Raw genomic sequence first — 14,708 nt, 5'->3', positions numbered from 1 at the left:
TCTTATTTTATCAATAAATTTGCTAATTTTTAACCGCAATTTTCAGCTCATTTAATTGCTCCTGAGCGATAGTACTTGGAGAATCGATCATTACATCTCTACCAGCATTATTTTTAGGAAAAGCTATTACATCTCGTATCGTATCCAGTTCGGCAAAAATAGACGCAAGTCTGTCAAACCCAAAGGCAATCCCTCCGTGTGGCGGAGCCCCATAGGTAAAGGCTTCTAACAGAAACCCGAACTGCTTCTGTGCCTCCTCCTCGCTAAAGCCTAAGTGTTTAAACATCAGTTGCTGTAACTTTTTATCATGAATCCGAATAGAGCCACCACCAACTTCGGTACCATTGATCACCATATCATAAGCATTTGCACGAACCGCTCCAGGTTCACTATCCAATAGCCTTATATCTTCAGGTTTGGGTGATGTAAATGGGTGGTGCATAGCATGGTAACGAGCGGTTTCTTCATCCCACTCTAGCAAAGGAAAATCCACAACCCAAAGCGCCGAAAACTTATTTTTATCACGTAGCCCTAGTTGATTACCCATTTCAAGTCTCAATTCATTCAACTGTTTACGTGTTTTATCAACTTCACCCGCCATGATTAAAATCAAATCGCCAGGCTCGCCTCTAAAGGCCGTTGCCCACGTCTTCAATTGTTCCAGATCAAAAAATTTATCTACTGATGATTTCAACGATCCATCTTCATTTATGCGCAGATAGATCAATCCTGTTGCCCCTATCTGTGGACGCTTAACGAAGTCCGTCAATGCATCCAGCTGCTTCCGAGTGTAAGAGGCACATCCTTTCGCATTAATCCCAACAACGAGCGCGGCGTTATCAAAAACTGGAAATCCATGGCCTTTAGCAAAATCGGTTAATTCAAAGAACTCCATTCCGAAACGTGTATCAGGTTTATCAGAACCATATAAGCGCATTGCCTCCGCATAAGTCATGCGGGGGAGCCCGCCTATTTCGACATTTTTTACCTTTTTAAATAAATCGCGGATAAGTCCTTCAAAAATATTTAAAATATCCTCTTGCTCAACAAAAGACATTTCGCAATCAATTTGTGTAAATTCAGGTTGACGGTCCGCACGTAAATCTTCATCACGAAAACATTTAACTATCTGAAAATAACGATCAAACCCCGAAACCATCAGCAGCTGCTTGAATGTCTGTGGGGATTGTGGCAAGGCGTAAAACTCTCCCTGGTTCATGCGGCTTGGCACCACAAAATCACGCGCTCCTTCTGGCGTAGATTTAATCAACACAGGCGTTTCTACCTCAATAAAGGCCTCATTATCTAAAAATGCTCGAACCACCTGCGCCATTTTATGGCGTAGTATCAAATTAGACCTTACAGGATTTCTACGTAAATCAAGATAGCGATATTTCATACGCAAATCTTCTCCTCCATCGGTCTCATCTTCAATTAAGAAAGGCGGCAGCTTAGCTGCATTGAGCACTTCCAATGAAGAAACGCTTATTTCGATTTCCCCTGTAGGAATTTTCAAATTTTTACTAGAACGTTCGATGACAGTTCCTTTAACCTGGATTACATACTCCCTGCCTAGTTCTCTAGCACGCGCGCGAAGGGTTTCATCATCATCTGTATTGAAGGCTAGTTGCGTTAAACCATAGCGGTCACGCATGTCAACAAAAGTCATTCCGCCTAAGTCACGCGATTTTTGTACCCAGCCACACAGGGTAATTTCTTTACCTAAATCAGCGATCGTTAATTCTCCGCAAGTATGTGTTCTATACATATTTATATATTTAATAGCTGCACTCTAGAAACAGCAAAAAAGATTTTAGTAATTTATTTGTCGGATTGCGATGTTTCTGTAGCTACCCAGCCATGGTGCTGGTTTTATGTCCAACAGAAAACTTTTTAACCGCTGCAATGATACCGCCGGCATCGTACCCACATTCTGCCCATAATTGATTCTGCTCGCCATGCTCTACAAATCTGTCTGGAATTCCTAAACGAAGAATATTTGCTGTGTAATTATAATCCGCCATAAATTCAAGTACGGCACTTCCCATTCCTCCTTGTATACAGCCATCCTCCACCGTTATTATTTTTTTGAACTTACGAAAGACCTCATGAAGTAATTCTTCGTCCAAAGGTTTGATAAACCGTAAATCATAATGTGCCGGATAAATCCCCTCGGAGTTCAAACTTATACTTGCTTTGACCACTTCGTTACCAATATGACCAATACTTAATACGGCTAAATCCTCCCCGTCGCAAATTTTCCGTCCTTTACCGACCTTGACTTCCTTAAAAGGTCTCCTCCAGTCGGGCATAACGCCTTGTCCTCTCGGATAGCGAATCACGAAAGGCCCCCTATCTTCTAATTGGGCAGTATACATAAGGTTCCGGAGTTCCTCTTCATTCATAGGAGCAGCCACCTGCAAATTTGGGACACAGCGCATATAAGCCAAATCATAAGCTCCATGATGCGTTGGACCATCTGCACCTGCTATGCCTGCCCGATCTAAACACATTACAACATTCAACTTCTGTAAGGCCACATCGTGGATCACCTGATCATAGGCTCTTTGCATAAAACTGGAATAGATATTACAAAAGGGCACCATTCCTCGCGTCGCTAAACCAGCAGAAAAAGTGACCGCATGTTGCTCGGCAATACCTACATCAAAAGCTCTGCTAGGCATCGCTTTCATCATAATATTCATAGACGAACCAGAAGGCATGGCCGGGGTAATACCCATGATCTTGCTATTAATTTCTGCTAGTTCAACCAGCGTGTGACCAAAAACATCCTGGTATTTAGGCGCTATAGGCTTATCACTAACAGCTTTCTTTATCTCTCCTGTAATTTTATCAAACAAGCCGGGGGCATGCCACTTCGTTTGATCTTTTTCCGCTAAAGCAAAGCCTTTTCCCTTAACGGTAATACAGTGTAATAACTTCGGTCCTGGTATATCGCGTAATTCATCAATAATCTTAACCAGTCTCTTTACATCATGTCCATCTACAGGGCCAAAGTATCTGAATTTTAGCGACTCAAACAAATTACTATTCTTGAGTAGAGTACCTTTAATACTTTTCTCTATTTTCTTCGCCAAACCCAGGGCATCGGGGCCAATTTGTGATATTTTGGTTAATACCGTCGCGATGTCATCTCGGAAACGATTGTAAGGTTTCGATATGGTAATATCCGTAAGGTATTCCTTTAAAGCGCCTACATTGGGGTCTATAGCCATGCAGTTATCATTTAAGATAACCAAGAGGTTCGACTTTTCAATACCTGCATGATTTAATGCTTCAAATGCCATGCCTGCAGTCATGGATCCATCACCTATTACGGCAACATGTTGTCGATCATTTTCGCCTTTATAATGAGAAGCTACCGCCATCCCTAGCGCTGCCGAAATAGAAGTTGAGGAATGTCCCACACCAAAAGTATCGTATTCACTCTCCCCCCGTTTAGGGAAACCGCTGATCCCGTTGTATACCCTATTGGTATAAAATACGTCCCTTCTTCCGGTGAGAATTTTATGCCCATAAGCTTGATGGCCCACATCCCATACCAGCTGATCATACGGCGTATTAAGCACATAATGTAAAGCAACAGTTAGCTCAACCACTCCTAAGCTAGCTGCAAAATGGCCTCCATAAACGGAAACTACATCAACGATATATTGACGCAGTTCTTTGCAGACTTGCTCTAAATCTGACTCTTTAAGTTTTTTTAGATCAACAGGGCTATTTATGTCCTTTAGTAACGTTCCTGGTTCAAAATCCATATTTACAGGTTTTGACGAACTAACCCAAATAATCGGGCCAAATTCTTTGCATTTTAATATGCAAAATTAATCAATAAAAAATGTCTACAAAGTAAAGGATAATTATTTAGATTGTAGGATCTATTGTAGTCTAAAACAAACCATTCTCACCATTGTTTTTCCACGAACCGCTAATAGTCACTTTTTGTCCGTTTATAATTTAGCAAAAACGTCGTACCTTTGGCATATGCAAGCTGAGGGTTTTGAAATCAAATTGCCGCAATTTGAAGGTCCTTTTGACCTATTATTATTTTTTATTGAAAGGGATGAGCTCAATATCCATGAAATTCCCATTGCAAAAATAACCGATGATTTTTTAGGTTACATTCACCACATGAATGCCTTAAACATGGAGCTGGCAAGTGAGTTCATATTTGTTGCGGCAACTTTAATGCGCATCAAAGCAAAGATGTTGCTACCTAGACCAGAGCTGGATGAAGAGGGCAATGAAGTAGATCTCAAGAAAGACCTTGTACAAAAGCTTATCGAGTACAAAAAGTTCAAAACCGTATGTGAAGAGTTAAAAGCTTTAGAAGACACCCGCTTTTTAATTGAAAAAAGAGGAAATATTGCATTTAATCTATCACTCGCCTCAACTGATGCTGAGCCTGGTGAAGAATTAAACTCGTTTGATCTTTATAAGCTCATGAAGGTATATGACCGCTTAATGAATAACCATTTTAATAAGTCGAACGAGATTAAACACACTGTTATTCAATATCCTTACACCATTGAGCAACAAAAGAAAGCAATTGCATCGTTATTAACAATCAATAAAAAACTCGATTTTAAGGCCATTCAACTACACTCAGAAAATCGGGTACATTTTGTTTACAATTTTCTGGCAATTCTTGAAATGCTTCAGCAACAAATACTTGAGCTGCAGTTAGGACTTGGTTATAACAATTTTTGGGTACAAGAGAAGGCGTAGAGCAGAAAGCAGTAATTTGCATATAAAAAGCAATTTATCTAAGTTTGCGCAACTATCTAAAACTGATACTTATATCATTAATTAATGGAAAGAGACAACATCATATTTGACCTTATTAAAGAAGAGTTAGAGCGTCAAGAAGAAGGCATCGAACTTATTGCCTCAGAGAATTTTGTTAGTAAACAAGTGATGGAGGCTGCCGGCTCTGTGCTAACGAACAAGTATGCTGAAGGGCTTCCGGGAAAACGTTATTATGGCGGATGCGAAGTGGTGGATGAGGTTGAACAGATTGCTATTGATCGCGCTAAACAGCTTTTCAATGCTGCATGGGTAAACGTTCAGCCACATTCTGGTGCACAGGCCAATGCTGCAGTATTCTTAGCCATCCTTAAGCCGGGTGACAAAATTTTAGGGTTTGATTTATCACATGGAGGGCACCTTACACATGGTTCACCCGTAAATTTTTCCGGCAAACTCTATGAGGCTCATTTTTATGGTGTTGATAAAGAAACAGGATTAATAGATTACAAAGCGCTCGAGGAGACCGCTTTAAGAGAAAAACCTAAGGCGATAATTGTAGGTGCATCTGCCTACTCGCGTGATTGGGATTATGCTTTTATCCGTCAGGTTGCAGATAAGGTTGGCGCCTTAGTGGTGGCCGATATTTCTCACCCTGCGGGTTTAATTGCGCGTGGCTTACTAAGTGACCCTCTTCCTCACTGCCATATTGTGACGACTACCACTCATAAAACACTGAGAGGTCCTCGAGGTGGTATGATTATGATGGGTAAAGATTTCGAAAATCCATGGGGCTTAAAGACGCCAAAAGGTGAAATTCGTATGATGTCATCCTTATTAGACATGGCTGTTTTCCCAGGTACCCAAGGCGGGCCTTTAGAGCATATTATAGCGGCGAAAGCAATTGCCTTCGGTGAAGCATTAAGTGACGATTATTTACATTATGTTGTTCAAGTAAAGAAAAATGCAGCAGCAATGGCTGACGCATTTGTCCAAAAAGGATATCAAATTATCTCTGGAGGAACAGACAACCATTCCATGTTGATTGATTTACGCAACAAAGGGATAAGTGGTAAGGCAGCTGAAGCGGCACTAGGCCAAGCAGATATTACCACCAACAAAAACATGGTTCCTTTTGATGATAAATCACCCTTTGTTACTTCCGGCATCCGTATGGGAACAGCAGCAATCACCACCAGAGGTTTAAAAGAGCCCGAAATGGTAGAAATTGTGGAATTGATTGATAAGGTGATTACAAACCCGGAGAACGAAGAAATATTAGAGGAAGTACACGAAGATGTACTTCAATTAATGGCAAAATTTCCTCTTTATAAATAATATTTATAATTATCACCTACATCAACGGGCATTCTCTGGTGGAATGCCCGTTTTGTTTACCGTTATATCGTTTTATTCTCCGCTGACTTCCTTTACTCCATACTCGTACTATCTTTGATATTAATTATGTATTTATATAGTGGTAAGCTAGTATTTATAGGGAGTTAACAGAGGTATTACCTTTGTTAATACTTTGTTTAATATGGAAGGAGATACGGAGATGTCCCGAACCAGAGGCGAAGTTTACTCGTCCTGTAGCTGAAGATGTCCGCACAACTCCTGAAGCATGCCGCATGCATCGACATTAATAGCTTTAGCTATTAAAAAGAGCTCGTCGGCCCGAAGTTTAGCCGTATCATTTAATGTTAATTCATTTATGCGCGGTTTACTTAATCCTGTTCGCCTTGCTACCATGGATTTATTAACCGACCGTCTGGCCAAATATTCTCCTAGTCTAGTCATAATATATAGTTCATCAATACATATGTACAGATAAATATGACTATTGTGAATAAATTCTTTACAATAATTTTGCATTTACACTTCTATTCTATATGTTTGTATAGAAAATCTATACAAACAATGAATCAAATTTATGAAAAGTCAACAGGAAGCCCTTGAAACATTTAGCTACGAAGCTAACATTTGCAGATTTAATGTAGATGTCGTGTACAGAGCACAACGATTTACATGAGTAATCGTATTATTAACTATTTAGTATAAGCCAACGTAACTACACTCACCTTCACATCAGGTATTTCTAATAATTTATTAGCGCAGGCCTCAATAGTAGCCCCGGTAGTCAACACGTCATCGACTAGCAATACATGTTGGCCCTTTAATCTCTCTGGATGGTTTATCTTAAAAATTGATCGCATATTTTCGTAGCGCTCATAACGTTTTTTAGTTGTTTGAGATTCTGTCAATGTATGACGAACCATGTTCTCCACATCTAAAGGGATATTCATAGATGTACTAAGTCCTCGTGCAAAAGATTCGCTTTGGTTATATCCGCGCTTTTTTAATTTTTTCGGATGGAGCGGTACGGGCATAATAATATTAACGGCATTGAAATCCGAGTCTTTTAACAATAATCCGTACCGTTCACCAAGTACAATTCCAATTTCTGCTCTCGAAAAATATTTTAGATGGTGCATAATTCTCTGCACGATGGATTCTTTGGCAAAATATAGATATGATGCAGTGCGTTCCAAATTAACTCTTCCCCATAACTGTTTAGCGGCAGCATTCTCTTCATCCATGTGGAAATTAGTAACAGGAAGGCTATACCAGCAATAGGAGCAGAGAAAAGTTTCATGCTTATACAGGGATCTACTACATCCTAAGCAAAGCGGGGGAAATAACAAGGAAAAGAAATCATTCAAATAGGTTTTTAAGCTCATTTGGATTGGCTATTGTCAATTGGCTATAAATATTCATATCGCGATACAGGAATTAGTATCACGATTTAGGTATTATCACTAATAATTACTTTAGCCTGCGACCGCCTGCTTCTCCTTAACCGCCAACTGGCCACAAGCGGCATCAATGTCTTTACCCCTGCTTCGCCTTACATTGGTAATAATTCCTTTCTTTTTTAGATAGGCTGCAAAACGTTCAATCTTATCTCCTTCTGCATTTTCAAAATCGGCAAACGAAATAGGATTATATTCAATTATATTTACCTTGCAAGGTAGATGTTTACAAAAAGCGGCTAATTCAGCTGCATCCGATAATTCATCATTGAAATTATTGAATACAATATATTCATAGGTAACAGGGTTTTTAGTTTTAGCAAAATAATACTTAAGTGATTCAGCCAATGCTTTCAATGAATTTTGTTCATTAATTGGCATAATTTCGTTGCGTTTAGCATCGTTGGCTGCGTGCAGGGATAATGCCAAATTAAATTTCACTTCATCATCACCTAATTTTTTTATCATTTTGGCAATACCCGCAGTTGAAACTGTAATTCGCTTAGCAGCCATGTTCAATCCGTCTGGTGCAGTAATTCTTTCAACTGATTTCAAAACATTAGCATAATTAAGTAAGGGCTCCCCCATTCCCATATACACAATGTTGCTTAAGGGCATTTGATAATTTTCCTCTGCCTGTTTACTGATAAGCACTACCTGATCATAAATTTCATCTGCGTTCAAATTTCGCTTTCGCTCCATATAACCTGTTGCACAGAATTTACAGGTAAGGCTACATCCAACCTGTGAACTTACACAGGCAGTCATCCGTTCAGGTGCAGGAATTAACACTCCTTCAATGAGATGATCATCAAAAAGTCGAAAGGTGCTTTTTATAGTTTTATCAGCGCTGAACTGCGATTTATTAACAGTTACGGCATGAATGATATAGTTTTCGTTTAGTTTATCACGTAAAGATTTACTGAGATTGCTCATTTCATCAAAACTTGTGCACGACTTTTTCCAGAGCCATTCATAAATTTGTTTTGCCCGAAATTGCTGCTCCCCTAGTTCTCTAAGCTTTTCTTTCAACTGATCTAAACTTAAAGACCTGATATCTACTTTCTTTACAATATTATTCACGGTGCAAATATACCTCTTTTTTAACACAATTAATCATAATCCTTTGTTGTTCAAGTGTATTATTAAATAAAACAAATTTCGTAAGTTTCATATTTTTTCATAACATTGCCCATTATTATTAAAAAAAGTAGACTAATTCTTTATAACTTCATTGAATTTTAGGCGTCATGGTGAACTACTACTCGGCAGACTATATTCTTCCCGTTTCTGATAAACCCATTCAAGGAGGTGTGATTGGGGTAGATAATAACGGTGAGATTATAGGTGTATATGAACCAAATGCTAAAGAAATTTCCGACAAATCCATTAGTCGACATAAGGGTATTATCACACCCGGATTCATAAATTCCCATTGTCATCTTGAACTTTCACATTTAAAGGGAAAACTTCCCAAAGGCATAGGACTCATTCCTTTTATTGAATCTGTGATAAAAGAACGTGGAGCAAGTGATGAAGAGATCGAAAGAGCTATGGAAAAAGCGGATCAAGACATGAAAGCAAGTGGCATTGTGGCTGTTGGAGATATCGTTAACAAGTCTTTATCTAAGAACATTAAAAGGCAAAGTGCGCTTCATTATCATACTTTCGTTGAAATCTTATGCTTTGACCCCGAAAAAGCGCAAGAGGCATTTAGAGAAGGTTTGACTTTATGTGAGGAATTTGATAAACTGCCGTCGTCTATCACACCGCATGCACCTTATTCCGTTTGTAAAGAAATCTTCCGATTTCTTAAACAGCTGCATAATCCGGAGGGGAATTTATTAAGTATCCATAACCAGGAGTCAGAAGAAGAAAATAAGTTTTATAGATACAAATCTGGAGGGTTTGTTGATTTTTATAACAAGCTAAATAGAAATATCGATTTTTTCAAAGCACAAGCGAGAGATTCCATACAAACTATTGTCCCACTACTACCTAAAAAACAGCCTGTCATGTTTGTACATAATACTTACACGAACATGAAAGATATTTACTTTGTAGATCGATTTGGGGGAAAAGTCACCTGGTGTTTATGCCCTAATGCAAACCTGTACATTGAAAATAGATTGCCAAAAATTGATATCTTCCTGAATCAGGATAGCCCGATTGTTTTAGGTACTGATAGCTTAGCTTCCAATGACAAGCTATGCATTCTGTCTGAGCTGATTACTTTGCATGAGCATTTCCCTTACTTAAATCTGGAAAACACCATTAAGTGGGCTACCATAAATGGAGCAACCTTTTTTGGTATAAATGACAGGTTCGGAAGTATTGAAAAAGGCAAAAAACCAGGTTTGAATTTAATTACTAATACCTCAGGCCTTAAAATTAATAAAGATTCGCAGGTAACACCTCTATTTTAAAATCTGAGAAATAGCCTTCTTTACGATTTAAATTATTAATACGTCATCCCATTCTCTCTTAGGTCTCCATTCCATACAATAATATCTCCAAGAGAACTTATCGCCATGGGCCTAAATCTAAATAAGGGAAATCTATCCTTTATTTTATAAAGGATTTTTAGGTTTGCCAGCTTAAATTTGCACTTTTGTGCAAAAGAGATAGAAGAAGGCGCTATCAATACATCAATAAGATTACAAGAATGAAGCATTTAAATATTACGATTTATGGCAAGGTGCAAGGAGTATCTTTCAGGATTACTACAAAAGCTGTGGCCAATCAACTTGGTGTCACTGGTTTTGTAAAGAATCAGGCTGATGGTAGCGTATATGTAGAGGCCGAAGGTCAGGACTTCGAATTAGATAATTTCGTTGATTGGTGCAATGAAGGACCGGAAGGTGCACAGGTAGAAAAAGTCGAAATCTTTCACGGCGAATTACAGAACTATCGTAATTTTGAGATTGCTAAAAGGTAATATTCATCAAATTAAAAAAGAACTTGTCTACACTTCGTAAATTTGCAGGGCAAACGATCATATATGGTTTAAGTACTATTATTGCTCGTTTAGTAAATTTTGTACTGACTCCCTTGTTTTCCCGGAAATTCCCTACAGCCATTATGGGCATTTTTACTACCATGTATAGTTATGCGGCGCTTTTAAATGCGTTGCTGGCATTTGGTATGGAGACTACCTTCTTTAGATATCTTCAAAAAAAAGAAAATAATCAGCAAGCTGTATATAATAATACTTTTATTATAGTATCCATTATTTCGATCTTATTTCTTATTAATGTATTACTTTTTAATCGGCAGATCGCAGCATTCATTAATATCGCTGATAAAGACGCATCAAAATATATTACATATTTTGCCCTAATCTTGGTATTAGATGCGCTAGCGGTAATACCTTTCTCAAAAATAAGAGCAGGCGGCCGTCCTTTTAGATACGGCCTCATAAAAATCATTAACATCTCGATATTCGTGGGAAGCAATCTGTTTTTGATAGTCTTTATTCCCTTTGCTCTTAAAAATCATTTTTCATTTGCGGATTTTTTTTTGGATTGGTACAAAAGCCAGTGGATTGGTTATGTATTTATTTCTAATTTACTGGCAAGTGCCGTAACCTTACTACTCTTAACACCTGAGTTATTAACCTTACAATTACGCTTTGATAAGAAACTTGCCGCCGAAATGTTTTCTTATAGTTTCCCTATCCTAATAGCAAATTTTTCATTTATAATAAATGAAAATCTAGATAAAGTATTTTTAGGCCAGCTTTTACCTTCGGAGATTGCAAAAACACAAGTTGGTATTTATGGGCTCTCGGCAAAATTGGCTGTTTTCCTCAGCATTTTTATTCAGGCGTTTCGCCTTGGCGCCGAACCTTTCTTTTTTAGTCACGCTAAAGAGAAAAATGCGGGTCAGACTTATGCCATCATTATGGACTATTTTATCATTGCAATGTCCATTGGAATGGCAGGTCTGGTTACCAATATAGAAGTGCTGAAATATTTTATCGCGGGAGATTCTGCCGCTTCAAGCGCACAAAATTGGCAAGGTCTTACTATCGTTCCCGTTTTACTATTAGGCTACATCTTTTTAGGTATTTACATGAGTTTATCCATTTGGTATAAACTATCAGATCAAACGAAATATGGACTATATATTTCGGGAGCGGGAGCAATTGTTACCATCGTATTAAATCTTCTACTTATACCCTCTTACGGTTATATCGCCTCTGCTTGGATAACCATGTTAACCTATGCAAGTATGATGTTTATATCTTATATATTAGGACAAAAAAATTACCCAATTCCTTATCACACATTGAAAAATTTAATGTACATTGTATCCTCCATTCTAATAAGTTGGTTATCTTTCAGTATATTTAATAGAAATCTCATTATTGGAAATGGTTTATTATTACTTTTTGTTGGCATCATAATCTTCAAAGAAGGAAACCAGCTGAAAAAATTATTAAAAAGAACAAATTAATGGCCTGCACTTTGCATATATTAATGCAGGACAGCGAATAAATTGTATACAATTTATTCGATGAAAGCCGTTATCAAATACAGTAAAATGAACATGAAGTCAAAAAGCAATTTATATAGCATGCTCCTATTTTTGTTTCTTATTAGTGGAAACAAATTATTTGCACAAAACACTGCAGACAGTACACAGGTAAAAGATTTATACTATCAGGCGCTGAATGAAAAAGCCCAAGGAAATATAGACGGGGCTAAAACCAATTTAACTAAGGTTTTAGCGTTAGATCCAAAAAACGATGCTGCTTTGTTTGAAATAGCGAGGTTAGAACTTGAGCAAGAGAATTTTGGAGATGCTACGAAGCATGCAAAAAGAGCGACGGAGCTTAAGCCGGATAATGAATGGTACTGGATTTTACTAGCGGATGTTTACAAACGGAAACAAGATTTTAGGGCTCTTACTCCAATCTTTGAACAGCTTGTTAAATTAAAGCCTGAAAAAAAGGAATATTATTACGATCAGGCATATGCTTATTTCTTAAACAATCAGCTTGAGAAAGCTCTTGAAGCTTATAGTGGCATAGAAAAGAAATTTGGGTCGGACGATAATATCCTCGTTGCGCGCCAAGAAATTTATCTGAAGCAGAACCAGCCAAAAAAAGCAATTGAAGAGCTCTCTTCGCTCATCAAACAGCAACCGGATAGTTCTAAAGGCTATATCCTCTTGGCGAATCTTTATTTAAAGATGAATCAGCCGAAGGAGGCTCTCAAAATTTTGGACGACGGGCATAAACATATTCCGGGTGACCCTTATATTTCGCTTAGCAAAGCTGACGCATACCATAGTTTAAAAGATGACGAGAGGTCCAATAAAGAGCTCAAACTGGCATTTGCGAGTGATCGGATGGACTTTGAAGGAAAAATGCGTTTGCTGATAAGCCTTATGTCGGATCCTAAAAATAAGGAGATAACACCGGTTGTTTTGGATCTGGCAGATATGCTTACTATAACATATCCTACTGATGCACGTGCTTTTGCATTATATGGGGACATCTTAGCGCAGCAAAAAAAGCTCAAAGAGGCCAGAGATCAATACCTCAAAGCCATTGATCTTAACAGCAGGGTAAATACCATTTGGGAACAATTACTCCAGATTGAGTTAACATTAGGCATGCAAAAGGAAGCACTATCTCACGCATACAAGGCTTCTGCTTTATTCCCTCAGCAACCATTAACGCAATTTTTTGCCGGACATGCCTTCTTAATGGAAAAAAAATATACCGATGCAAGAAGTTGTTTCGAAGCAGCCCTTAATTTTGTCGACGAAAAAAACACCCCGCTTTTAACGCAAGTATATAGTAGTTTAGGCGACACCTATCATGCCTTAGATATGTCTAATGAGTCCGATCAAGCATACCATGAGGCATTAACTTTAGACAGCAACAATGTAGGCACCCTTAATAATTACGCTTATTATTTATCCTTAAGAAAAGCTAATTTAGATCAAGCGGCTAAAATGTCTAAAAAGTCAAATGAACTGGAACCGAACAACCCTACATTTCAGGACACTTATGCATGGGTTCTTTTTCAGCAAGGAAATTATAAAGAAGCGCTTACCTGGATTGAAAAGGCAATAGCTAATTCGGGTGAATCTTCGAGCGCGCTGTTAGAGCACTATGGAGACATCTTATTTAAACTTGGCGATATCGATAAAGCAGTTAGCAAATGGAAAGAAGCGAAGGCTACTGCCCAAAATACCGGAGAGAATGTAGAACTGTTATCAAAGAAAATAGATGCCAAGAAGTATTTGGAGCAACAATAAGCCTTTGGTTCAGTTAACTCAACATAGGTGGGCAAGCTTTCCGCTTGTTATATTTTTATGTATTTCTTTTGCTTTCCTGGTTATTTCATGTAAAAGCAAGAAGGCTTTAGTGAAGGCAAATGAACCGGAAAAAGCAGCGAGTGTTGCGGTTCCTTTTGTTGTAGCGGAGATAAATAAAAACCAGCTCTTATTCCAAACTTTTAGTGGGAAAGCGAAGTCATCGGTTGCAATAAATAAAGACAATTACGACGCTACTTTAAACATTCGTATAAAAAATGGGCAGGCCATCTGGATATCCATTACAACCGTTTTAGGTATTGAAGCAGCAAGGGTGTTGATCACGCCTGAGAGATTCAAAGTGATGAATCGATTAAACGGCACTTTCGTGGATAGACCATTTGATTTTGTTTATCGATTTGCATCAGAAGAGATATCATATGATAATCTACAATCTCTTTTAGTAGGAAACATGCTCGATCAAGCGCTTCAATATCCCGAAGCAGCAAAACAGAATAGCGTAGGATATGTATTAAATGGCATTGTTAATAATTTAAGCTTTACTATACAAACCAATGAAGCATTTAAAACAATAAACAATGAGTTAAGTGTAAATGATGGAGAAAGAACGGTGACCACCACTTATACTGATTTTGAAACGCTCAATAAAAAGCCCATCGCTAGAAGCATTTACCTCCAGGCAAATTCAGTAGCGTTAAAATTGGCTTTACAACTGAAGTATAATCGCATTGCGTTGGATGAAGCGGTGGAAATGCCTTTTACTATTCCATCGAAATACAAAGAAATAAAAGAAGCGCCTTGAACTAGTTTTAAGAGTTAGAGAATATTTATTACTTT

General features: G+C 38.1%; 12 protein-coding genes. 7 read left to right on the top strand and 5 right to left on the bottom strand.

All coding sequences use genetic code 11. The features are described from left to right. Positions 1-22: 22 nt before the first annotated feature. Positions 23-1,768, bottom strand: coding sequence for an aspartate--tRNA ligase (gene aspS / locus BMY50_RS16175; protein ID WP_093326430.1), 1,746 nt, complete (start codon positions 1,766-1,768; stop codon positions 23-25). Positions 1,769-1,850: 82 nt separating this feature from the next. Then, entirely contained in the window at positions 1,851-3,779 is a 1,929-nt protein-coding gene (dxs, locus tag BMY50_RS16170) for a 1-deoxy-D-xylulose-5-phosphate synthase (protein WP_093326429.1), read from the bottom strand. 226 nt (positions 3,780-4,005) lie between these two features. Here dxs and BMY50_RS16165 point away from each other — a divergent pair, with 226 nt between their 5' ends. Both BMY50_RS16165 and glyA read left to right on the top strand, forming a co-directional pair. Then, entirely contained in the window at positions 4,006-4,749 is a 744-nt protein-coding gene (locus tag BMY50_RS16165) for a segregation and condensation protein A (protein ID WP_093326428.1), read from the top strand. Between the two features lie 84 nt (positions 4,750-4,833). After that, complete coding sequence (gene glyA, locus BMY50_RS16160) at positions 4,834-6,105, top strand: serine hydroxymethyltransferase (protein WP_093326427.1); 1,272 nt, start codon at positions 4,834-4,836, stop codon at positions 6,103-6,105. Between the two features lie 243 nt (positions 6,106-6,348). On the opposite strand, the gene BMY50_RS16155 is transcribed toward glyA, so the two are convergent. From BMY50_RS16155 to rlmN, 3 genes are all read right to left on the bottom strand, one after another. Continuing rightward, on the bottom strand, positions 6,349-6,567 hold the full coding sequence (locus tag BMY50_RS16155; RefSeq protein WP_093326520.1) for a helix-turn-helix domain-containing protein: 219 nt from the start codon (positions 6,565-6,567) through the stop codon (positions 6,349-6,351). Between the two features lie 248 nt (positions 6,568-6,815). Further along, complete coding sequence (locus tag BMY50_RS16150) at positions 6,816-7,508, bottom strand: ComF family protein (protein WP_093326426.1); 693 nt, start codon at positions 7,506-7,508, stop codon at positions 6,816-6,818. Between the two features lie 90 nt (positions 7,509-7,598). Further along, complete coding sequence (rlmN, locus tag BMY50_RS16145; protein WP_377533852.1) at positions 7,599-8,663, bottom strand: 23S rRNA (adenine(2503)-C(2))-methyltransferase RlmN; 1,065 nt, start codon at positions 8,661-8,663, stop codon at positions 7,599-7,601. 167 nt (positions 8,664-8,830) lie between these two features. Between rlmN and BMY50_RS16140 the strand changes: the two genes are divergently transcribed. The 5 genes from BMY50_RS16140 to BMY50_RS16115 all read left to right on the top strand — a co-directional run bounded on the left by BMY50_RS16140 (position 8,831) and on the right by BMY50_RS16115 (position 14,673). After that, positions 8,831-10,006 carry an amidohydrolase family protein gene (locus BMY50_RS16140; protein ID WP_093326425.1) on the top strand — a complete coding sequence of 392 codons (1,176 nt, stop codon included), beginning with the start codon at positions 8,831-8,833 and terminating at the stop codon, positions 10,004-10,006. Between the two features lie 239 nt (positions 10,007-10,245). Beyond that, positions 10,246-10,518: an acylphosphatase gene (locus BMY50_RS16130; RefSeq protein WP_093326423.1), complete on the top strand. Its 273-nt coding sequence runs from the start codon at positions 10,246-10,248 to the stop codon at positions 10,516-10,518. A 23-nt stretch (positions 10,519-10,541) separates the two neighbouring features. Continuing rightward, the gene (locus BMY50_RS16125) at positions 10,542-12,038 is read left to right on the top strand and encodes a lipopolysaccharide biosynthesis protein (protein ID WP_238383794.1); all 1,497 of its coding nucleotides are present in this window, start codon (positions 10,542-10,544) and stop codon (positions 12,036-12,038) included. Between the two features lie 87 nt (positions 12,039-12,125). Next, positions 12,126-13,853 carry a tetratricopeptide repeat protein gene (locus BMY50_RS16120; RefSeq protein WP_162276610.1) on the top strand — a complete coding sequence of 576 codons (1,728 nt, stop codon included), beginning with the start codon at positions 12,126-12,128 and terminating at the stop codon, positions 13,851-13,853. Further along, positions 13,825-14,673, top strand: a complete 849-nt coding sequence (locus BMY50_RS16115; protein ID WP_093326421.1) for a DUF4292 domain-containing protein — start codon at positions 13,825-13,827, stop codon at positions 14,671-14,673. Before BMY50_RS16120 ends, BMY50_RS16115 begins: the two co-directional genes overlap by 29 nt. Positions 14,674-14,708 lie beyond the last annotated feature (35 nt).

It is taken from the genome of Olivibacter domesticus (assembly GCF_900109575.1).
Lineage (GTDB): Bacteria > Bacteroidota > Bacteroidia > Sphingobacteriales > Sphingobacteriaceae > Olivibacter > Olivibacter domesticus.
The sequence above is the reverse complement of the archived record's forward strand: the minus strand, read 5'-3'. Positions and strand labels throughout refer to the sequence as shown.